The organism is Formosa algae (assembly GCF_001439665.1).
GTDB classification, from domain to species: domain Bacteria; phylum Bacteroidota; class Bacteroidia; order Flavobacteriales; family Flavobacteriaceae; genus Formosa; species Formosa algae.
The window spans coordinates 25,365-47,387 of sequence record NZ_LMAK01000073.1 but is presented as its reverse complement, the minus strand read 5'-3'; the positions used below and the strand labels follow the sequence as shown (position 1 = coordinate 47,387).

19 protein-coding genes and 1 other RNA gene are annotated in these 22,023 nt (G+C 33.0%); 13 read left to right on the top strand and 7 right to left on the bottom strand.

Annotated elements, in window-relative coordinates:
• Nucleotides 1-7: 7 nt before the first annotated feature.
• Nucleotides 8-706 (top strand): Dph6-related ATP pyrophosphatase, encoded by a 699-nt coding sequence (locus AST99_RS15450; RefSeq protein ID WP_057783253.1) that lies wholly within the window; start codon nt 8-10, stop codon nt 704-706.
• A gap of 7 nt (nt 707-713) precedes the next feature.
• On the opposite strand, the gene AST99_RS15445 is transcribed toward AST99_RS15450, so the two are convergent.
• The 3 genes from AST99_RS15445 to AST99_RS15435 all read right to left on the bottom strand — a co-directional run bounded on the left by AST99_RS15445 (nt 714) and on the right by AST99_RS15435 (nt 3,796).
• Complete coding sequence (locus tag AST99_RS15445) at nt 714-2,270, bottom strand: hypothetical protein (protein WP_057783251.1); 1,557 nt, start codon at nt 2,268-2,270, stop codon at nt 714-716.
• A 95-nt stretch (nt 2,271-2,365) separates the two neighbouring features.
• Nucleotides 2,366-2,755: an acyl-CoA thioesterase gene (locus AST99_RS15440; protein WP_057783249.1), complete on the bottom strand. Its 390-nt coding sequence runs from the start codon at nt 2,753-2,755 to the stop codon at nt 2,366-2,368.
• 3 nt (nt 2,756-2,758) lie between these two features.
• The gene (locus AST99_RS15435; RefSeq protein WP_057783247.1) at nt 2,759-3,796 is read right to left on the bottom strand and encodes a glutaminyl-peptide cyclotransferase; all 1,038 of its coding nucleotides are present in this window, start codon (nt 3,794-3,796) and stop codon (nt 2,759-2,761) included.
• A gap of 87 nt (nt 3,797-3,883) precedes the next feature.
• Between AST99_RS15435 and ffs the strand changes: the two genes are divergently transcribed.
• From ffs to AST99_RS15395, 9 genes are all read left to right on the top strand, one after another.
• Nucleotides 3,884-3,982, top strand: an RNA gene (ffs, locus tag AST99_RS18375) — signal recognition particle sRNA small type.
• Between the two features lie 86 nt (nt 3,983-4,068).
• Nucleotides 4,069-4,872, top strand: a complete 804-nt coding sequence (locus AST99_RS15430) for an SDR family oxidoreductase (RefSeq protein WP_057783245.1) — start codon at nt 4,069-4,071, stop codon at nt 4,870-4,872.
• 115 nt (nt 4,873-4,987) lie between these two features.
• Entirely contained in the window at nt 4,988-5,641 is a 654-nt protein-coding gene (gene fsa / locus AST99_RS15425; RefSeq protein WP_057783243.1) for a fructose-6-phosphate aldolase, read from the top strand.
• A gap of 274 nt (nt 5,642-5,915) precedes the next feature.
• Nucleotides 5,916-6,665 carry a Crp/Fnr family transcriptional regulator gene (locus AST99_RS15420; protein WP_057783241.1) on the top strand — a complete coding sequence of 250 codons (750 nt, stop codon included), beginning with the start codon at nt 5,916-5,918 and terminating at the stop codon, nt 6,663-6,665.
• A 322-nt stretch (nt 6,666-6,987) separates the two neighbouring features.
• On the top strand, nt 6,988-8,382 hold the full coding sequence (locus AST99_RS15415; protein WP_057783239.1) for a CmpA/NrtA family ABC transporter substrate-binding protein: 1,395 nt from the start codon (nt 6,988-6,990) through the stop codon (nt 8,380-8,382).
• Between the two features lie 25 nt (nt 8,383-8,407).
• A complete protein-coding gene (locus AST99_RS15410; RefSeq protein ID WP_057783237.1) occupies nt 8,408-9,514 on the top strand; it encodes an ABC transporter permease in 1,107 nt (368 codons plus the stop codon).
• An 18-nt stretch (nt 9,515-9,532) separates the two neighbouring features.
• The gene (locus tag AST99_RS15405) at nt 9,533-10,378 is read left to right on the top strand and encodes an ABC transporter ATP-binding protein (protein WP_057783235.1); all 846 of its coding nucleotides are present in this window, start codon (nt 9,533-9,535) and stop codon (nt 10,376-10,378) included.
• Nucleotides 10,379-10,388: 10 nt separating this feature from the next.
• A complete protein-coding gene (locus AST99_RS15400; RefSeq protein WP_057783233.1) occupies nt 10,389-11,225 on the top strand; it encodes an ABC transporter ATP-binding protein in 837 nt (278 codons plus the stop codon).
• Between the two features lie 46 nt (nt 11,226-11,271).
• On the top strand, nt 11,272-12,579 hold the full coding sequence (locus AST99_RS15395; protein WP_057783231.1) for an alginate export family protein: 1,308 nt from the start codon (nt 11,272-11,274) through the stop codon (nt 12,577-12,579).
• A gap of 81 nt (nt 12,580-12,660) precedes the next feature.
• Here AST99_RS15395 and AST99_RS15390 read toward each other — a convergent pair whose 3' ends face one another.
• On the bottom strand, nt 12,661-14,079 hold the full coding sequence (locus AST99_RS15390; protein ID WP_057783229.1) for a TlpA family protein disulfide reductase: 1,419 nt from the start codon (nt 14,077-14,079) through the stop codon (nt 12,661-12,663).
• Between the two features lie 164 nt (nt 14,080-14,243).
• Between AST99_RS15390 and AST99_RS15385 the strand changes: the two genes are divergently transcribed.
• Entirely contained in the window at nt 14,244-15,863 is a 1,620-nt protein-coding gene (locus AST99_RS15385; protein ID WP_057783228.1) for an ABC-F family ATP-binding cassette domain-containing protein, read from the top strand.
• A gap of 49 nt (nt 15,864-15,912) precedes the next feature.
• On the opposite strand, the gene AST99_RS15380 is transcribed toward AST99_RS15385, so the two are convergent.
• Nucleotides 15,913-16,149, bottom strand: coding sequence for a putative signal transducing protein (locus tag AST99_RS15380; protein ID WP_057783226.1), 237 nt, complete (start codon nt 16,147-16,149; stop codon nt 15,913-15,915).
• Between the two features lie 177 nt (nt 16,150-16,326).
• Between AST99_RS15380 and AST99_RS15375 the strand changes: the two genes are divergently transcribed.
• The gene (locus tag AST99_RS15375; protein ID WP_038528380.1) at nt 16,327-16,518 is read left to right on the top strand and encodes a cold-shock protein; all 192 of its coding nucleotides are present in this window, start codon (nt 16,327-16,329) and stop codon (nt 16,516-16,518) included.
• A 192-nt stretch (nt 16,519-16,710) separates the two neighbouring features.
• Nucleotides 16,711-16,902, top strand: coding sequence for a cold-shock protein (locus AST99_RS15370; RefSeq protein ID WP_057783224.1), 192 nt, complete (start codon nt 16,711-16,713; stop codon nt 16,900-16,902).
• A 73-nt stretch (nt 16,903-16,975) separates the two neighbouring features.
• Here AST99_RS15370 and pheT read toward each other — a convergent pair whose 3' ends face one another.
• The gene (gene pheT, locus AST99_RS15365; RefSeq protein WP_057783222.1) at nt 16,976-19,402 is read right to left on the bottom strand and encodes a phenylalanine--tRNA ligase subunit beta; all 2,427 of its coding nucleotides are present in this window, start codon (nt 19,400-19,402) and stop codon (nt 16,976-16,978) included.
• A gap of 179 nt (nt 19,403-19,581) precedes the next feature.
• Complete coding sequence (locus AST99_RS15360) at nt 19,582-21,963, bottom strand: alpha/beta fold hydrolase (RefSeq protein ID WP_057783381.1); 2,382 nt, start codon at nt 21,961-21,963, stop codon at nt 19,582-19,584.
• Nucleotides 21,964-22,023 lie beyond the last annotated feature (60 nt).

Here is a 22,023-nt window from a genome sequence, read left to right as displayed (position 1 = left end):
TTTAAGAATGAATAAAACATATTTTAACTGGAGTACGGGAAAAGATTCTGCTCTAGCGTTGTATGAGCTTATGCAAGATAACAACTATAAGATAGAACAATTAGTAACTACTGTAAATTCACATTATAAGCGCGTATCTATGCACGGTTTACGTGTAGAATTATTAGAAGCACAAACGGAAGCTATCGGACTTCCGATTCAGTATGTCGAATTACCAGAGCAGCCGGACATGGACGATTATAATGCGATTATGACTGATGCTACAAATAAACTAAAAGCAGCAAATTTTACACATGCAGCTTTTGGAGATATTTTTTTAGAAGACTTAAAGTTTTATAGAGAAATGCAATTGCTAGAAGTAGGTATAAAAGGTGTGTTTCCTTTATGGAAACGCAATACCAAACAACTTATGGCAGAGTTTCTGGATTTAGGGTTTAAAGCGATAGTTGTTTGTGCTGATGCTAAGTTTTTTGATGCAGATTTTGTGGGTACTATATTAGATCAAGATGCTATTAACGCTTTACCTGAAGCTGTAGATCCTTGTGGAGAAAATGGAGAATTTCATACCTTTTGTTTCGATGGGCCATTGTTTAAAGCACCAATTCCGTTTACAATAGGAGAGAAGACGTACCGTGAATATCCTGCACCAGATAATAAAACTAAAGCAGCCGGATTTTGGTATTGTGATTTAATTAATGAAAACTAAAAGCGTTTTATTCTTCTTCGAAAATTGTATGTTGGTAAGCGCCTAAATCAGGAGCATTAGTTCTGTTAGTATTTAATAAATCTACAGGTACTTGGTTGGCATATATTGAATTACCTTGGTTAATTGCATTAGAATCTTCACCAATAATTAATTCGTTATTCGCACTGTCTTTAAAATCGGGATCTTCATTAAAAATCATGTTTTCGTAATGCGTTGTATCATCAAAATCATAATTAACGCCAGTATAACTATTGCTAGATGATACCTGAAAACGAGCTAAACAGTTGGTGAATTTAAAGTTGAAACCGACAGCATCATCTTCAATTTCATCTAAAACAAATTCAGGATTATCATTACCGTAAATAATACAGTTGTTAAAATTAGCTTCAGATAAATCGGCTAAATATGCAGTATCATCATCGTCTATCAAGTAGTTGTTTATTAATAAGGCAGGATATTGTCTAAAACTGCTGCTCCAATAATTTGCGATTGTGGCATGTGTTACATTATAACGGCCACCCAGAGTTCCTGCAAAAGACGATTGTCCGCTATTATTAATTACAATATTTTCTGCTGTTATAGAGGTGTTTCGTCCTAAAACCCCATAATTACTACTGTTATAAATTTGAGTGTTTTTAAGTGTAAGTTTATTATCGTTAGGATTACCTTCGCTTAAAAGTGCAACGGTTGCATTTTTTATAGTGGCATAATTTAAACTGTTATTTATGCTACCATCGTAAAGCCAAATGGTACCCCATTGTCCAGGAATGTCTGAAAAACTTGGTTCTAAACGATTGCCTTCAAAAACGACTTCATTTTCTAGATTTTCCCGATCACTACTGTAAGCACCATTCACTTGTAACGAAGCTCCTTGGCTTACAAATAAACCAGAATCTGAATGAAAATGTAATCGTGCTCCTGCATCTACAGTCATAATTTTGTCGTTAGGTACAGCTGCATACCCATAAATAACATAAGGTTTTGTGTTGGTAAAATGTAATTCGTCTTCAGTTAAAAATCGGCCTTGAATTGTGGTTTCAACCTGTTCGCCATTAATATCTAAGGTTAGGGTTTCTACAATGCCTTCATCATCTTTACTTGGATAAATAAAAACAGCATCTTTTACCAAAGTCACTAAATCTACTTCTTGTGCATTAGTACCAGAATCAAATTCAATTTTATCTGTATATAAATAGGTGTTTTCTAAGTTAGAGAAATCATTATAATCTATAGTTGTTTCAATAAAAATATACATGCTGTCTTTGGCCAGTATTTCGACGTCTTCAAAAACTTTTCCTGCCATACCATCTACATTTAAACGGTATTCAGAATCTTCGCCAAGTGCTAATTTAAGAGAGGGAATTACAATATCGTTATCACTGTTGTTGTATACTTTTAAATTGTAGGTGCTCGATCCAATATTAGAGAAAACGGTATCTAAATATACGGTGTCTTTAGAAAAAGTAAGTGTACCATTACTTGGTGAAAAGTCAAAATCCTTTCGGCATGAGCTCCAAAGTGTTAGAAAAAGACAACAAGAAATAAAATAGAAAATACGTTTCATAATAATAAACAGGACCTCTTATAGGTTTTAGGTAAAAATATAACTTTTAGACGATAATTGAGATTTAATTGATTTTGGTTTTGTGTCAATTTAAATTATATGAATATATTCTTGACAGCTTCAGGGATACGTGTTGGACGTTTGGTATCGACATGGATTAAACACCAATGTGTTTCTGATGTTAATAAGAGTTTATCTGTATCTAGATTATAAATCTCTACCACACGAATAGATTTAACTCCAACAGATTTTTTTATGTATGTCTTAAGTTGTAACTGATCGCCTAAAAACGCTTCACCTTTATAATAAATATGATGCTCTAAAACCACCCAAACATATTGTGCTTGCATGTCTGGAGTAGCAGAATGTTGCCAATGCCCTTTGGCTACATCTTGAAGCCATTGTACATAGCGCACGTTATTTACATGGTTTAATTCGTCTAAATCATCTTCGGTAACAGTAACCTTAAGTTCAAATGTTTTCATGAATTACTTCTTAGGCTTTACAGTTACTTCAAACAATTTGTCCCATCGTTTTCCTGTAACAAATAAGCTTTTAGTTGTTGTATTAAAGGCCATTCCGTTTAACACATCCAAACCTTGGTGTTGTGTCACTTTCTTTTTTAATGGTGTAAAATCGATAACACCTTCTACAGCCCCGTTTTTCGGATTAATAATTGCAACACCATCTTTCTGGTAAATGTTAGCATATATTTTTCCGTTAATCCACTCTAGTTCATTCACACGCCCAATTTTTCCTTTGTTGGTATACACTTGGATAAAGCTTTTCTCTTCTAAAGTTTCTGGATCTAGTATCCATATTTTTTCTGTACCATCACTTTTATAAAGTACATTCCCATCGTTACAAAGTCCCCAGCCTTCTTTACTGTTGTTGTATTTAAAACTAGATTGTTTTTCTAAAGTATTTGCATCGTAAACAAAACCAGTACCTTTTTGCCAGGTTAGTTGGTATAGTTTATTATGTAATACAGTTAAACCTTCTCCAAAATATTCGTCGGATAAGTTTACGTTTTTTATAATATCTCCTGATTTATAATCTACTTTTCTCAATTTAGATTCTTTGTATTGTCCTGTACTCTCATACATGGTATCGTTATAAAATTCTAAACCTTGGGTGTATGATGTAATGTCGTGCGGATAGGTGTTAAGTAATTCGAAAGTATATACTTTTGGATGTTCGTCGTTTAAAATAAGTAAAGGCGACGTTATCGTTTGTGCTTCTCCGCCGGTATAAACGATGGCTTTAATGTTTTGTTTTCCTAGTTTTTGTTGACTAAGATTTGTGTTTTCTGAAATTCTAGCGTCATTAATATAGTAAGCTATCGAATCGATTTGAAGGTTTTTCGGATTTTTAATAGACAGATTTAGGTCTTCATGAAGCGAAATGCCATTGCCAGGAGCATTAGTTTTTAAAGAAAAATCACTTTTTTTATCATTCGAGCTACTACCGCAAGAAATTAATGCAGCACTTAAAAATATGATAGAGAGTATGTTGCTAGGTTTCATTTGTAATATTTAATTTTAAGCAATTTATTTATTTAAAATCAGTTAAAAAAATCATTGTGTAAAAATAAAAAGAATGTATATTTGCACCGGCAAGTCCTACACAACCAGCTCCTGTTGAATCCTCCAGGGCGGGAACGCAGCAAAGGTAAATGGTCGTAGCGGTGTGATGTAGGTAGCTTGCCTTTTTTTATGCCTTATAGTTTCCTAAATTTCTCTTCATTTTTCCCTTATTTAAATTGTATTTTTGCCCACATAAATAGAGTAATAGTTTTATGTCTAAAGTAGTATTAATTACAGGTGGTTCTTCAGGAATAGGAAAATCTATAGGAGAATTTTTATCAGAAAAAGGATTTAAAGTGTATGGCACAAGCCGATCTCCAGAACATTATACTTCAAGTAAATTTCCCATATTAAAATTAGATGTAAAAGATGCTTCTACAATTTCTAGTTGTGTGCAATCGCTTTTAGAATTAGAAGACCGTTTAGATGTGTTAATTAATAATGCAGGAGTTGGAATAACAGGGCCAATTGAAGAAATTCCTCTAGATGAAATGAAAAGTCATTTCGACACTAATTTTTTTGGACCATTACAAGTTATAAAAGCGGTTTTACCACAAATGCGTAAGCAGCAAAACGGATTAATTATAAATGTAACGTCAATTGCCGGATACATGGGCTTGCCATATCGCGGTATTTATAGTGCAAGTAAAGGTGCTTTAGAATTAGTGACAGAAGCTTATAGAATGGAACTTAAAAGTTTCAATATTAAAATGACAAATGTAGCGCCTGGCGATTTTGCAACGAATATTGCAGCAGGACGTTTTCATGCTCCAATTCAAGAAGATTCGCCGTATAAAGTACCGTATGGGAATACGTTAAAACTTATGGATAGTCATGTCGATTTTGGGAAAGATCCTAAAATTATGGCAGAAGCTATTTTTAAAGTCATTAATACGCCAGACCCTAAAATACATTATAAGGTAGGCGAATTTATACAAAAGGTTTCTATTGTGTTAAAACGAATTTTACCAGACAAGGTATACGAGAAAATGTTACTGAATCACTATAAATTATAGTCAGTAAACGTTTACGTAAATTTTTGATGTTATTTCTTTAAAATGATAAATTTAACGTCCATATTGTTGTAAATTAGCAACCAAGAATATACAATTATAATTAAATTATAGAATAATGAAGTTTTTTATTGATACAGCAAATTTAGCTCAAATTAAGGAAGCTCAAGAATTAGGCGTTCTTGATGGTGTTACAACTAACCCGTCTTTAATGGCGAAAGAAGGTATTACAGGACACGATAATATTTTAAAACATTACGTAGATATTTGTAATATTGTTGAAGGTGATGTTAGTGCCGAAGTGATCTCTACAGATTTTGAAGGGATGATTAAAGAAGGTGAAGCCTTAGCTGAATTACACGAGCAAATCGTTGTAAAATTACCAATGATTAAAGATGGTATTAAAGCGTGTAAATATTTTTCTGAAAAAGGAATTAGAACAAACGTAACTTTAGTATTTTCTCCAGGACAAGCCTTATTAGCAGCTAAAGCAGGTGCAACATATGTGTCTCCATTTATTGGGCGTTTAGATGATATTTCTACAGATGGTTTAAACCTTATTGCTGAAATTCGCCATATCTATGATAACTATGCATTCGAAACTCAAATCTTAGCAGCTTCAGTACGTCACACCATGCACGTTATTGACTGTGCTAAATTAGGAGCAGATGTTATGACTGGACCATTAAGTTCTATTGAAGGCTTATTAAAGCACCCACTTACAGATAGTGGTTTAGCTAAATTTTTAGAAGATTATAAAAAAGGAAACTAATTCCTGATTTTAATATAATTTTTAAAACTCCTCAACATGTATATGTTGGGGATTTTTTTGTGCTAATTTTTAATGAAATATGCTACAGATTAAATTTTGCAACTCTTAATAGATAAATAAAGAAGCGTTTCTAGTTAGTAAATTAATAGTATTTCTTTTTTACTGTAAAGAATTGTGTGTATTGCTTTTAGATTTTTGAGAAAATCATAAAAATGATTGCTATCGCTAATAAACTAAGTATTATTACTTAATATTGTATTAAGTACTTAATTTTATGCCTTTAAATAGTTCACAGCGATCCTTTCAAAAACTGACACCTTCTAGTGTGTCCTGCGGAGCCTGTATGAACTCTTCTTGTTTAATAAAGCGAAATTACCAGACTCTTTCCGAATCTAAATTTGTAAACCATAAAAGTACACTGCAAATTAAAAAAGGGCAGCAGTTTATTATTGAAGGTGCTCCCGTAAATGGCTTGTATTTTGTAAAATCGGGTAAAGTAAAAGTGTTTAGAACGGGCATAAATGGTAAAGAACATATTGTACGTTTCGCTAATGATGGTGAAATTATAGGGCATCGTGGTTTTGGTACGGCTGATAGTTATTCTATTGGTGCAATTGCTTTAGAACATACCGTTTTATGTTGTTTCTCTAAGCAAATGTTACAGGAGGTTTTGTATGAAAATCCACGTTTTTCTTATGATATGATGCTGTTTTACGCTAACGAGCTAAATAGGAGTGAAGCCAAAGTAAAGTCTTTATCTCAAATGACTGTTCGAGAACGTGTGGCGGACATGTTACTTTATATTAATAGAAAATTCGGGTCTACTAACGGATTTCTAAACCTTCCGCTAAGTCGTAAAGAATACGCAGATTATACAGGAACTTCCGATGAGCAAATTATTAGAATTTTTTCAGCTTTAAAAAAGGAAAAACTCATCATTGCCAGTGGTAAAAAAATTGGTATTTATGATATCGACGGTCTGAAAAATGAGATTAGTGCTCATAATTTCTTTCTGGATAGTTAATTTCATTTTATCCTTCTCTCATTTTTATATAACCTCTTCAGCATTTCTTTTTTTTATTAAAAAGTCAAATTTTCTACGTAGTTCTAATTTTAGAAGTTTTTTTACGTAGTAATATCTATATTTTTCCAATTTTTATTTATTTGATTTTCATGTTTAAAACACTGTATTTCAATTGTATAAACTTAAAACATGTGTTTTGTCAGGTTTTTATATGGTGTAAAAAGCGTTTGGTTTATGGTGTAAATCATCTTGTATATTCAATACTACTTATATATTTGTTTAAAACTAAGTATTAATACTTAATAATTGAAACCAATATAATATGAAAGCACTAATTAAAAAATCAATACTTATTGTGCCTTTGGCGATCATGCTAGGGTCTTGCGGTGGTAAAGAAAAAGAAAAAGCAGTTGCAGAACACGTTGTTGAAAGCACATCTAAAACGAAAACATTAAACATTGAAAAGCCTCAATTAACTTTTGGTTTTATAAAGTTAACAGATATGGCGCCTTTAGCTATTGCAAAAGAAAAAGGATTTTTTGAAGATGAAGGATTGTATGTTTCTGTAGAAGCACAATCTAATTGGAAAAATGTTTTAGACCGTGTTATTGATGGTCAATTAGATGGTTCTCATATGTTAGCAGGGCAACCAATTGCTGCTGGTGCTGGTTTTGGAAGACAAGCAGAATTAGTGACTCCTTTTTCAATGGATTTAAACGGAAACGGAATTACAGTATCTAACGATGTTTGGTCTAAAATGAAACCTAATGTACCAAAAGATTCTGAAGGAAAACCAGTTCACCCTATAAAAGCAGAAGCTTTAAAACCAGTAATTCAAGAATACAGAAATTCTGGAAAACCATTTAAAATGGGAATGGTGTTTCCGGTATCTACACATAATTATGAAATCAGATATTGGTTAGCGGCAGCAGGAATTCACCCAGGAATGTATACAGAAGAAAATGTTCAGGGACAAATAGATGCAGAAGTGTTATTGTCTGTTACACCTCCGCCACAAATGCCAGCGACTTTAGAAGCAGGAACAATTTATGGATATTGTGTGGGAGAGCCTTGGAATCAGCAAGCTGTATTTAAAGGTATTGGAGTGCCGGTAGTGACAAACTATGATATTTGGAAGAATAATCCAGAGAAGGTTTTTGTAATGACTAAAAAGTTTGTGGAAGATAATCCTAATACAGCCATTGCAGTGACTAAAGCATTAATTAGAGCAGGAAAATGGTTAGACGAACCGTCTAACAGAGCTGAAGCTGTGAAAATTTTATCGATGTCTCAATATGTTGGAGCAGACGAAGCGGTTATTGCTAACTCTATGACGGGAACATTTGAATTTGAAAAAGGCGATAAACGTGATATGCCAGACTTTAATGTGTTTTACAAATACAATGCGACATATCCGTTCTATTCAGATGGTGTTTGGTTCTTAACACAGATGCGTCGTTGGGGACAAATTCATGAAGCTAAGTCGGCAGATTGGTATGGAGAAACAATAAAAGATATTTACAGACCAGATATTTGGAAAAAAGCGGCAACACTTTTAGTTGAAGAAGGACAGATTCCTGCAGAAGATATTCCAGCAACAGACGGTTATAAGCCAGCTACTACAGATTTTATAGACGGTACTGTTTTCGATGCAAAAAAACCTATTGAGTATATAAATAGTTTTTCTATAGGTAATAAAGATCAACCAATACAATAATTTCAAATCATTTAAGTACATAATCATGAAGCAGAGCATAACCTTAGGACGCGTTAGCAAATTTATGGGATTAGGATTTTTAAGTACTTTAAAAGACCTATTCACAGGAAATTTAGAAAGAGAAGATTTTATAAGCTTTTTAAGAAAAGTGATTGTGCCCCTGGCGTCTATTCTATTATTTATCGGAATGTGGCATTTAGGCGCAAAAGCACTTTATCAAAGAGAAGCTAATTTTAAAGTAGAAAAAGCACTAACCGACCAAGGTCCAGCTGCTGCCGATGAGATGAAAGCATGTATTGCTTCTGGAGATGTAAGCTGTCAGCCTAACACCTTGCCTGCGCCAAGTCAGGTTTGGGATTCTTATAAGTCGTTATTAAAAGATCATAATGCGATTAGTGCAGATAAAGCAGCGTTTAAAGAAAAAACAGAAGTGTTAAACACAGAACGTATTGCTTCTGGTTTAGATCCGATAACCTATACAGGGAGACCATCGTTTATCGATCAGATAATAATGAGTTTAAAAACAGTGTTTGCAGGCTTTTTATTGGCCTTAATTATTGCTGTACCGTTAGGAATACTTATTGGTTTAAGTCCAACATTGCGAAGTGCGTTTAATTGGTTTATTCAAATTTTTAAACCTGTATCTCCAGTAGTTTGGTACTTATTAGTATTCATGATTGTGAAAACCATTTTAATAGATTCTACAGACGATAGTTCTTTTATTATCTCTTTTATAAGTGTAGGGTTATGTTCTATGTGGGCCACTTTAGTAAATACAGCTATGGGGGTGTCTTCAGTAGATAAAGATTATATAAACGTTGCAAAGGTTTTAAAATTAGGCCCTATACAAAAAGTGTTTAAAGTTATTTTACCATCGTCTTTACCATTAATTTTTACAGGATTAAAAATTACGTTATCCGTAGCATGGATGGTGTTAATTGCAATTGAATTATTGGCGCAAAGTCCAGGTTTAGGATTGTTTGTTTGGGAAGAGTTTCAGAATGGTGCGAACGATTCAAATTCAAAAATTATTGTAGCCATGTTTGTCATTGGTATTATCGGATTCTTATTAGATAGAATCATGTTAACCATTCAAAATGCAGTGTCTTTTAATAAAAACGAAGGTATTTAATCTGAAAAAAAATAAGATATGGCGTATTTAGAATTAAATAATATATGTAAAACGTACGGACATGCAGACGATGCTCCCGAAGTACTTTCCAACATTAATTTATCTATAGAAGAAGGCGAATTTGTTGCTATTGTAGGATTTACAGGTAGCGGAAAAACAACATTAGTCAATTTAATAAATGGACTTATTACTGCTACAAGTGGTGAGGTGTTGTTTAAAGGACAACAAGTTTCTGGTACCAGCCATGAGCGAGGCGTGATTTTTCAGAATTATTCGTTGTTGCCTTGGTTAACGGTAGCTCAGAATATTTATATGGCGGTAAAAGTAGTGTTTCCTAAGAAAAGTAAATCCGAATTGCATGCATTAGTTGCAGATTATATAGAGATGGTAAACTTAACACCTGCTATGAATAAGCGCCCAAATGAATTGTCTGGAGGAATGCGCCAACGTGTCGCTGTTGCTAGAGCTTTAGCAATGAAACCTGAAATGATTATTATGGACGAGCCTTTAGGCGCTTTAGATGCATTGACTCGCGGAAATCTTCAAGATGAAATATTAAATATTTGGGGAAAAGAAAAACGTACGGCCTTATTAATTACTAATGATGTAGATGAAGGCATTTATATGGCAGACCGTATTATTCCGTTACGTCCAGGGCCTAATGCAACCTTAGGACCAGAGTTTAAAATTAATATAGATCGTCCGAGAGATAAAACGGCGTTGAATGATGATCCTAATTTTAAATCTACACGTAATGCAATTATCGAATACCTTATGGATATAGGGAATCAAAGAAAATCTGATGTTCAAAAAGAGTATGTGTTACCAGATTTACAACCTAAAAGTTTTGTCGGACATTTTTAAAATTTAATTTATGAATTTAAAATCAACTATAATAAAACAGCCTACTGTACCTGGTGAAAATGGTATCATTTATCCTTCGGCTAATGTCATGTTAGATTTAAATCAGCTTAAAAAAGTATATCCAACGCCTAAAGGAGATTATGTGGTGCTGGAGGATTTAAATCTTAAAATCATGAAAGAAGAATTTGTAACTATAATAGGGCATTCTGGTTGTGGTAAAACCACAATGTTGTCTATGATTGCAGGTTTAAATGAAATTTCTGGAGGCAGTATTTCTGTTTTAGGTAACCGTATAAAAGGCCCAGGACCAGATCGTGGTGTTATTTTTCAATCGCCAAGTTTAATGCCTTGGATGACGGCTCTTCAAAATGTATTGTTAGGTGTTAATCAAGTCTTTCCGGATGCAACAAAAGCACAGCGTAACGATATTGCTAAATATTATTTACAGAAAGTTGGCTTAGAAGATGCGTTTCATAAAAAAGCGGCAGATTTATCGCAAGGAATGCAGCAACGCGTTGGTATTGCAAGAGCTTTTGCTATTAAACCAAAAGTGTTATTGTTAGACGAACCTTTTGGGATGCTAGATTCTTTAACACGAGGAGAATTACAAGATATACTTATAGAAATTTGGAATAAGGAAAAAATTACTGCAGTTATGATTACACATGATGTGGATGAAGCTATCTTTTTAGCAGATCGTGTAGTGATGATGACAAGTGGACCAAAAGCAAAAATAGGGGATGTTTTAAATATAGAATTTGAACGTCCTCGTACTCGAAAATCTGTTTTAGAACATGATGACTATTATAAGTATCGTAAACATTTAATCGACTTTTTAGAGCATTAAAAACACAAATAAATCAAATAAAAATAATCAACCAAAAAAAATAATAATGAAAAAGCAATTAATAGTATTAGTCCTTTTGTTAGGGAGTTTTCAAGCCATGCAGGCACAATTTACGTTGGATGGAGAATTTAGACCGCGTGCAGAATATCGTCATGGTTTTGGAAGTATTATTTCAGAAAGTGCAGAACCTGCATTTTCAATTAGTACGCGTGCGCGCTTAAACGCCAATTACAAAACCGAAGCTTATACCTTTTATTTAAGTATGCAAGATGTTTTAACCTGGGGTGAAAACAGACAGATTAATACTGTAGATACCAATAATTCGTTCGCTATTTTTCAAGCTTGGGCAGATATAAAACTGGGTTCAGGATTTTCAACTAAAATTGGTCGCCAAGTATTGTCTTACGACGATCAGCGTATTATGGGTGGTTTAGATTGGGCTCAAATGGGACGTAATCACGATGCTGCTTTAATTCAGTACAAAAAAGAAGGTTTTATGTTTGATGTTGGTTTAGCCTTTAATCAAGATTTTGACGACTATACAAGTAATATTAGCGGTTATGTGTCTACAGGAAATGAATATACTGAAGATCCAAACTTCTTTACGTATAAAGCTATGCAATATGGATATTTAAAGAAAGACTGGAGTGCGTTTTCTGCAAGTCTATTGCTTTTAAATAATACGTTTCAAAATTTTGAATTGGTAGATGGTTCACGTACTTACGATGGGTATGGCGTGAGTAGTTTACAAACTATTGGTACACATTTAAAATATAAATCTGGTGCGTTTGGATTAGACGGAAACGCGTATTTACAAACAGGAGAACGTGTAAACGATTTGTCTGTTAAAGGGGCTTATCTTTTAGGTTTAGAAGCTACGTATAAAATATCTAGTGGTATAGGTCTTGGAGCGGGAGTAGAGGTTATTAGTGGGAATGATGCAGATGCTGGGGAAACTGGTGCGTTCTTTCCTTTATATGGTACAAATCATAAATTTAACGGATTTATGGATTATTTCTATGTTGGAAATCATGCAAACTCAATTGGTTTAGTTGATGTACATGTAAGTGCTAATTTCACTTTAAATGAGACATCTAGTTTGTTAGTTAAAGTGTTAAACTTTAGTGGCGAACAAGAATTAGCTAGCGGAGACAAAGCTTTAGGTACAGAACTAGATTTAGTCTATGCTAAGAAGTTTGACGGCTTTAGTTTGGTATTAGGGTATTCTCAAATGTTTGCATCAGACGGGATGTATGAGTTAAAAGGTGTAACAAAAGCAGATGCAGCAGATGCTCAAAATTGGGCATGGGCTATGTTAGTTATGAAACCTAAGTTTTTAAACGGAACAAAATAAATAAATGAATAATTAGAGTGTTAATTTGTTAATAGGGAAAAAATCCTCAATGTAAAAGTTGAGGGTTTTTTATGTTTATTATTATTGATTAATCAATCCCAATAACTCAACTTCAAAATGCTTAGAAAACATATTGGTATTACCATTCACTATGGTTCTATCCTTTTTTATAAGCATCACTCTATTTATAGTATTTAGAGCTAGAATTTGTTTAGAAATTTCTGGATGCATAAAGTGATATTCGTTTTTAAGCGGATATTGATGTTGCTTTAAGTAAGTTACCCAGCTGTCTTCGTTATTATCAATATTAATAGCTACAAAATCAATTTCTGGATATTTCTTCCTTAATTCTTGAATCTTTTTATGGCTTTCAATAAAATGATTCTTCATGTTGTAAGACCAAAAATAAATAGCCGTTGGCCCTTTTATAAAATCTGTTAAATGCAATTCTTCTCCCGCATTGTTAGACACTAGCGTGTTCGGTAATGTATTTCCAGGTTTAAGATTTATTAATGATTCAATTAAACTTGTAATCTGTTCGTTATTTTTCTTAGAGGTGCTTTTTTCTAGAAATGAATTAAGATAAGGTGTATAATCATCTATTTGATTCGATGAATTTACATATCTATAAGCAGCAAATTTTAGTAGTGAATTCTTAATAGAATCATTACTTACTAAACTATCTATAAATTTAATTTTATCTAAGTTGTAATCTAAAGATTTGTTATTGAAAATACTGTCCTTAGAATGCTTAAAGTGACTTTGTAAGGCAATATTATTAAAATGATATTTTAAGAAATTATAATATGGGAAATAGTTTTTTAACTTCTCGTTGTTGTAATCTATGTTGGATCTGTAATCGTAAAACCCATCAGGCAATTCATCTAAGTTCTTACGTTCTGTATTTCCGTAACATGTAAACGGATATAATTCTTTTTGAGCGTAAAAATTGTAATCTATATTAGCTTGTGCTATTTCGTTAAATAGGTCAGACGTTTTGTATTTGGTTTTAAATTCATCAAAATTCTTTTGAAATATAGCTTTAATAGAGTCTAAATCGTTCTCGAATTTTTCAGGAGACGCCTGACTCATTCTTAGAATTTTATTATTAACAACTTCGTTTTGCAAAAACATATTAATTAAATAATTGTTTTCTTTTGCACCATGTCCAGTAAAGACTAAAGATTCATCAAAGTCCAAATTATTTAATCTCAATACAATACTATCGCTTTGTTCTAAGAAAACCATTTGTATTTCCCCACCATGAGAGAAGGTATATAAACCAGGATCTATAGGATTTATTTTATATAAAAACCTATTGTTTTGGTCTAAATTTATAGTGTCTAAAACATTGTTTTCTTTAGAGATAACAACGTAGTTATTGCTGGGGTTTATAATTTCGCCTCCCAAAAATGCACAAGACATCCTGTCGTGTTCAGATTCTTTTTTGCAGGCGGTAAAACAAATCGAAAGTAAAAAAATGAGGTAAAGGTGCTTCATAAATAGGTACGCTCTTAATTTTGAAAATAAGATAGCTTAATAACAAAAATATGAGTTGTAGTCAACTTGTGCTGTTAATAGGCTGTTAAATATTATTAAGATCTAATTTCTTTCGTGTTATACCTCTAAATTTTCTACTTTTGCAGCAAATTAAAAATACATATATGTTATCAGTTTCAAATCTTTCCGTACAATTTGGAAAGCGTGTCCTTTTTGATGAAGTAAGTACAGTTTTTAATCAAGGGAATTGCTACGGAATAATTGGTGCTAATGGCGCTGGAAAATCTACTTTTCTTAATATTATTGCTGGCAAACAAGAACCAACCTCTGGTCATGTTCATTTAGAGCCAGGAAAACGTATGTCGGTTTTAGAACAAAACCACAATTTATACGACGAGCATACCGTTTTGGAAACCGTTATTATAGGAAATAAACCGTTGTTTAAAATTAAAACAGAAATTGACGCTTTATATGCCGATTATACAGATGAAAATGCTGAAAAAATTGGTGAGCTTCAAGTGCAGTTTGAAGAGATGAATGGTTGGAATGCAGATAGTGATGCAGCAGCTTTACTATCTAATTTAGGGATTAATGAAGATTACCATTATACCTTAATGAAAGATTTAGATGGGAAACAAAAAGTACGTGTGCTCTTGGCGCAAGCCCTTTTTGGAAATCCAGATGTCTTAATTATGGATGAGCCTACCAACGACTTGGATTATGAAACCATTACGTGGTTAGAACATTTTATCGCTAATTTTGATAACTGTGTTATCGTTGTATCTCACGATAGACACTTTTTAGATGCAGTGTGTACACATATTTCTGATATCGATTTTGCAAAAATTAATCATTACTCAGGTAATTATACGTTCTGGTACGAGTCATCTCAATTAGCGGCAAGACAACATGCACAGCAAAACAAAAAAGCTGAAGAAAAGAAGAAAGAATTAGAAGAGTTTATTCGTCGTTTTTCTGCCAACGTTGCAAAAAGTAAACAAGCAACCAGTAGAAAGAAAATGATTGATAAATTGAATATAGAGGATATTAGACGTACTAGTCGTCGTTATCCTGCCATTATTTTCGAACGCGATAGAGAAGCAGGAGATCAAATTTTAAATGTAGAAGGATTGTCTGCAACTTTAGATGGCGAAGTTTTATTTAAAGACATCAATTTAAACCTAAATAAAGGTGATAAAGTTGTAGTGTACTCTAAAGATTCTAGAGCAACAACAGCATTTTATCAAATTTTAAATAATAAGGAACAAGCAGATTCTGGTTCGTTCGATTGGGGGGTTACAACGTCACAATCGTATTTACCTTTAGATAACAGTGCTTTTTTTAATAATAACTTAACCTTAGTAGATTGGTTACGCCAATGGGCTACTACAGAAGAAGAACGTGAAGAAGTTTACGTTCGTGGATTCTTAGGTAAGATGATTTTTAGTGGAGAAGAAGCTTTAAAAACATCGAATGTATTATCTGGAGGTGAAAAAGTACGTTGTATGTTAAGTCGAATGATGATGGTGAGAGCTAACGTGTTAATGTTAGACGAACCAACAAACCATTTAGATTTAGAAAGTATTACAGCGTTTAACAATTCACTTAAGAATTTTAAAGGAACGGTGTTGTTTTCTACACATGATCACGAGTTTGCTCAAACAGTTGCAAATCGCGTAATCGAATTAACGCCTAGTGGAATTATTGATCGTTACACCACGTTCGATGAATATATGTCGGATTCTAAAATAAAAGAACAGCGTAACAAAATGTACGCTGTCTAAGTTATAAGTTAAAATATTGCTTTTAAAACCCTGATGCGTCAGGGTTTTTTTATGCGTCTAATTCTGCCGTTACGCCTTCAATAATTTTAAGTGCTGCAACTGCTTCTTCTTTGTTTACAAATAAATCTTGTTGCCCCTGAATAGAAGACCCGAAACCAGCTAATCTACCAGACTCACTTTCGTCTTTAATGATTGCGTTTATATTTTCTGCTTCTAGTTCGCTAACAAGACGCTGTACAATTATAAAGTTACCTGTAAATACTTTTGTATAGTTAGAATCTTTCATAGTATTGTCAATTTAGTATTTAATTAAAGATACGAACTTTTAAATTGTTTTAAAACAATTTATGCTAATGTAAAAATGGAATAAAAATTATTAATTAAAAATAAATATGATTTTATAGGTGGTTATCACATTTATAACCTTACATTTGTAGTAATTATAATTATTTAATTTATTACAATGAACAAAGGAACAGTAAAATTCTTTAACGACTCAAAAGGATTTGGATTCATTATTGAAGACGACACAAACAAAGAACATTTTGTACACATCTCTGGATTAATCGATGAAATTCGTGAAGGTGATGCAGTAGAATTCGATTTACAAGAAGGTAAAAAAGGATTAAACGCAGTAAATGTAAAAGTAATCTAATACTTTCTTAAGTATATATACTTTTTATGATCTTAAACCTGTCAATTTATTGATGGGTTTTTTTATGCCCTAAATTTAAATATTATGGGATCTAAAGTATTCTGTTATAGCGTAAAATAAAAATGACAAATTATTTTGTCAAGTTGTAGATAATCTTAATTTTGTTAAAACTATTAACAATATTTATACACAGTGAAAAACGGAACAGTAAAATTCTTCAATGAATCTAAAGGATTTGGATTTATTACAGAAGAAGGTTCAAGCAACGAATATTTCGTTCACGTTTCTGGCTTAATTGACAGAATTGAAGAAGGAGATACCGTTGAATTTGAATTAAAAGAAGGAAAAAAAGGATTAAACGCAATAAACGTAAAAGTAATTTAATTTATTCTTTAATTTTTGACACAAAAAAGCCTGCATCTTGCAGGCTTTTTTAATGGGTATATGTTGAGGTTTATTATCTCAATTCTGCACCTAATTTGTTCTCGAAATTAGATTGTAATTTAGACATAATTTTATCGATTTGCTTTTCGGTAAGTGTCTTTTGTTCGTCTTGTAAAATAAAGCTTACAGCATAACTCTTTTTGCCTTGTGGTAAGTTATTACCTTGGTATACGTCAAACAGATTCACATCTTTTAGTAATTGCTTTTCAGATTGTTTTGCAATCGTAAAAATTTCTTCAAAAGTTACCTGCTCGTCTAATAGTAAAGCAAAATCACGACGTACTTCTGGATGTTTAGCAATTTCAGTGTATTTTGTTTTATTGTGTTTTGCAAAATTTATAATGGCATCCCAATTAAAATCAGCAAATAAGACTTCTTGAGAAATATCAAAATGTTTTAAGATGCTAGATTTAATTATACCAAATTCTACTAATTTGGTTTTTCCTAATCCAAATTGTAAACCTTCACTAAAAATATCGTTAGAAATAGGAGAAGTTCTGTATTTAGATAAACCCAAACGTTCTAACACAGTATTAATAATTCCTTTCATATAAAAGAAATCGCTTTTTTGAGCAGCAGAGTTCCACGTTTCAGATGCTTTATTTCCAGTTACAAATAGTGATAAATGCTTAAATTCTTCACGGTTTTCGTTAAACTGATGGTAGGTTTTTCCGAATTCAAAAAACTTTAAATGTGGACGTCTTCTGTTTATGTTATGTGACAATGCTTCTAAACCTGAAAATAATAACGATTGTCTTAAAGCCGATAAATCGTTACTTAAAGGATTAAGCATGCTAATATTGTGCTCGGCTTTTAATTGCTCGCTTAAGGCAACGTAATCTGGAGAGGTTAAAGAGTTGGCCATAATTTCGAAAAATCCTTGTGCCGCCAATTGTGTTCCAATAAGGTTTTGAAGTTTATGGTCTTCAAATCGCGATGAGTTAGAAATAGAGGCATGTAGCTTTTCTGAAGTCTTTACATTATTGTAACCATACACACGTAAAATTTCTTCAATAACATCTGCTTCACGCTGAACATCGTTTCTATAAGCAGGAATAGTTAAACCTAAACCAGTTTCTGTAACGTTGTTAATCTTGATATCTAGAGACATTAAGATGCGTTTAATAATATCTTTAGGAATTTCTTCTCCAATAAGGCGTTTTGCATTATCAAAACTTAAACGGACTTGAAAATCTTCAATTTTATTGCTGTAAGAATCAATAATATCACTAGAGATTTCTCCTCCAGCCAATTCAATAATCAATAAGGCTGCACGTTTTAATGCGTATTCACATAAATTAGGATCTATACCACGTTCAAATCTAAAAGAGGCATCGGTATTTAGTCCATAACGTTTAGCTGTTTTTCTAACGCTTACAGGATTAAAGTAAGCACTTTCTAAAAATATGTTAGTAGTGTTTTCTGTAACTCCAGATTGTTCACCTCCAAACACACCTGCTATACACATTGGTTTTTCGGCATCACAAATCATTAGATCATCTTCGTGTAATGTGCGTTCAATACCATCTAAAGTGGTGAATTTTGATCCTGCTTCAGCAGTTTTTACAATGACTTTCTGTCCTGTTATTTTATTAAAGTCGAAGGCATGTAGGGGTTGCCCTAAATCGTGAAGGACGTAATTCGTAGCATCGACAATATTATTTTTAGGAGTTAAACCTATTGCTTTAAGTCTGTTTTGTAACCATTTTGGAGATTCTTCTACTTTAACCCCAGAGATACTCACACCACAATAACGAGGTGCTAAATCTTTATTTTGCACATCGACATCTACACGAAATGATCTGTTGTTTACATGAAATGCACTCACAGAAGGTGTAATTAATTCGGCATGTATATCTTTTTGTAGTAAACCTGCTCTCAAATCGCGGGCAGTACCAAAATGGCTCATGGCATCTGCTCTGTTTGGTGTTAAACCAATTTCGAAAACCAAATCATTTTCTACATCAAAAATATCTGCAACAGGTGTACCTACTTTTAAATTGGCATCTAAAACCATGATCCCATCGTGAGATTGTCCTAAGCCAAGCTCGTCTTCTGCGCAAATCATTCCAAAGCTTTCTTCGCCTCTAATTTTACCTTTTTTAATGGTCCAAGCTTCACCGGTTTCAGTGTACAAAGTGGTTCCTATAGTTGCTACAGGTACTTTTTGTCCCGCGTCAACATTTGGTGCACCACACACAATTTGTAAAGGTTGTTCTTCGCCTATATTTACAGTGGTAATTTTTAATCTGTCTGCATTAGGGTGTTGTATGCAGGTTAATACTTCTCCTACAACAATACCTTCTAAACCGCCTTTTACAGATTGAAAAGCATCTATACCCTCAACCTCTAAACCAAGGTCTGTTAAGAGTTCTCCGGTTTGCTCTGCAGACCAGTCAGTTTTAATAAATTGTTTTAACCAATTATATGAAATCTTCATTGTTTGTGTTTTGCCAAGTGTAAATATATTTTTTTGTTTTCGATGTTTTCAAAAGGAAGAAAACAAATCGATTTTGCATTTAATACATGCTGTGGCAAAGATAAATATTTAATAATTAATTCGAGATACCCTGAGGGTGTCAATTTTTATATCTAATTACTAAAATGCCTTGTTGTTTGCTAATCTGTTGGTAAAATGCCAAGTAAGCTCTTTTGAAAAAGATTGTAAATTCGTGTATACTCGTCTGTCCAACTGCTAGGCTCTACAAAACCATGTCTTTCTACAGGATATATAGCCATTTCCCAATTGTGTTTTTCTAATTCTATAAGACGTTGAGATAGGCGAACCATATCTTGAAAATGCACATTATCATCAACCATACCGTGTAAGATTAATAAATCGCCTTTAAGGCCGTCTGCAAAGTAAATTGGGGAGCTTTTGCGATAGGCTAAGCTATCTGTCGTTGGTGTGTTTAAAATTCTAGCAGTATAGCCATGGTTATATGCTGCCCAATCTCCAACAGATCGTATAGCTGCTCCAGCTTTAAAAGTGTCTGCTTCATTAAACATACCCATTAAGGTGATAAATCCGCCGTAAGACCCGCCGTAGATTCCAACTTTGTTTTTGTCGATACCGTAATTTTCTACTAAATAATTAACGCCATCAACCTGATCAGATAAATCTTTTCCGCCCATATGGCGATAAATTCCCGTTCTCCAATCTCTTCCGTAACCGGCGCTACCACGATAATCTATATTGATAACGGTGTAGCCATTATCTACTAATAAATTATGAAACATATATTCTCTAAAATAAGAACTCCACCACTGGTGCACATTTTGCAAATATCCGGCACCATGAACAAAAACTATAGCTGCATTATTTTTAACTTCAGTTTTTGGCTGAAAAACATGAGCGTAAACTGTAGCTCCATCTGATGCTGTATAGGTAATATTTTCTGGAGTTCTCCAAGAATAAGAGTTAAAAGCTTTGGTGGTAGAATGTGTAATTTGTTTCGCCGACTCTGATGATTTATTAAACTGCGGATTTGGTTTTAGATATAACTCTGTTGGAGTATTAGAATTAGAATATAAAATAGCCATGAATTGCTCGTCCGGAGAAAGGGTAACATCATTTCTACCTGTTTTTTCTGTAAGCTGTTTTAGTTTTCCTCCTTGTATTGGCATGCTGTAAAATTGACGATCGCCAGGATGATTTTTATTCGCACCAAAATACCATAGGCTTTGATCTTTAGAAATAAAGGGATTGTAAATTTCAAAAGTACCACTAGTTAAGGCTTTAGTTTTTTTAGTAGAGATATTGGTTTTGTAAATATGAGCATAACCTGTTTTTTCTGACATATACCAAATGTTTTTGTTGTCGGGCATCCAACCTAAATTACTTCTGCCGTAACTGCTAATTCCGGGACCAGCAATCCAAGCCTCGTCATGCTGATGGTTTAAATTTGTAATTGTACCTTTTTCAAGATTCAATAATACAATCCATCGGTCTTTATAATCGTTAGCATTTATATCTAAAACGGCATGTTTACCATCAGAACTCCATTTTGGTTCTGAGATGTATGAAATTCTATCTTCATTTTCATAAGGTTTATCTGGGTAATCCTTAGTGTATTCAGGTATGTAATCTAAACCTTCAAGATTATCTAAAACCACAGGATATGTGTGTCTACCTTTAATGTCGTAAATATATAATTTGTATTCAGAAGGTGCATCTCCCACTTTAGAACGTGTTTTTTGGTCTTCTGTATAACCAGATTCGGTTACATAATGCGGTACTATAGTATTTTTGTTTTTTTTGCGATCTACGGTAAGATAAGTCACAAATTTTCCATCAGGACTCAGGTTAAGATTTGTAATTTGTTTCTTATCTGTAAAAATTTCTAATGGCCTTTTGTTTTCAGTTCTTTTAGTTAAAAGTTCTGCTTCATCATTTTTAGCTTTACGTGTTTTTAAAACATCAAAAAGAGCGATCTGATCGTTGTATAGCCATTCGTCTTTGCTATCTTTTTTTTTGTCTTTTTCTTTTTTGTCTGTAAAGTTTGTGATCTGAGTGGTTATACCAGAAGTAATGTCCCAAACATATAAATTGTTGTTTTTAGTATAAGCAATAGCGGTGTTGTTATTGGTAAAATGCGGATTGCTTTCACGTTCTATCGTATTCGTTATTTGTGTTATCTTTTTCGAACCTTCATCTATAAGGTATAAATCACCATGATTGGTATATGCTTTTTTAGATTGATCAGCATTATATACTACGCGTTGGGGAGGTAGATTGTAAGTGTCTTCAAAAGAAACTTGATCTATTTTGTTGTTTTTCAGGTTGTAAGTATATAAAGAATCTGAAAAGGCAGACTCAGGATTCCATTTAAAATAGATGGCATCTCCATTTTCATCCCATTGTACATCAGAGGGTAAATGACCTACAAAAGCATCACCTTGCATAATTTCTTTAATGCTTAGTTTTGATTTATTTTGCTCTTGAGCCGAACTATAAATTGAAAAAAAGAGTAGGGCAAGGGTGGTAAAAAATTTAGGCATGTTTTGAAAAGAGTAGCTGTTTTGCATGTTTAAAAAATTAATTAGACAACTAATTTAGTA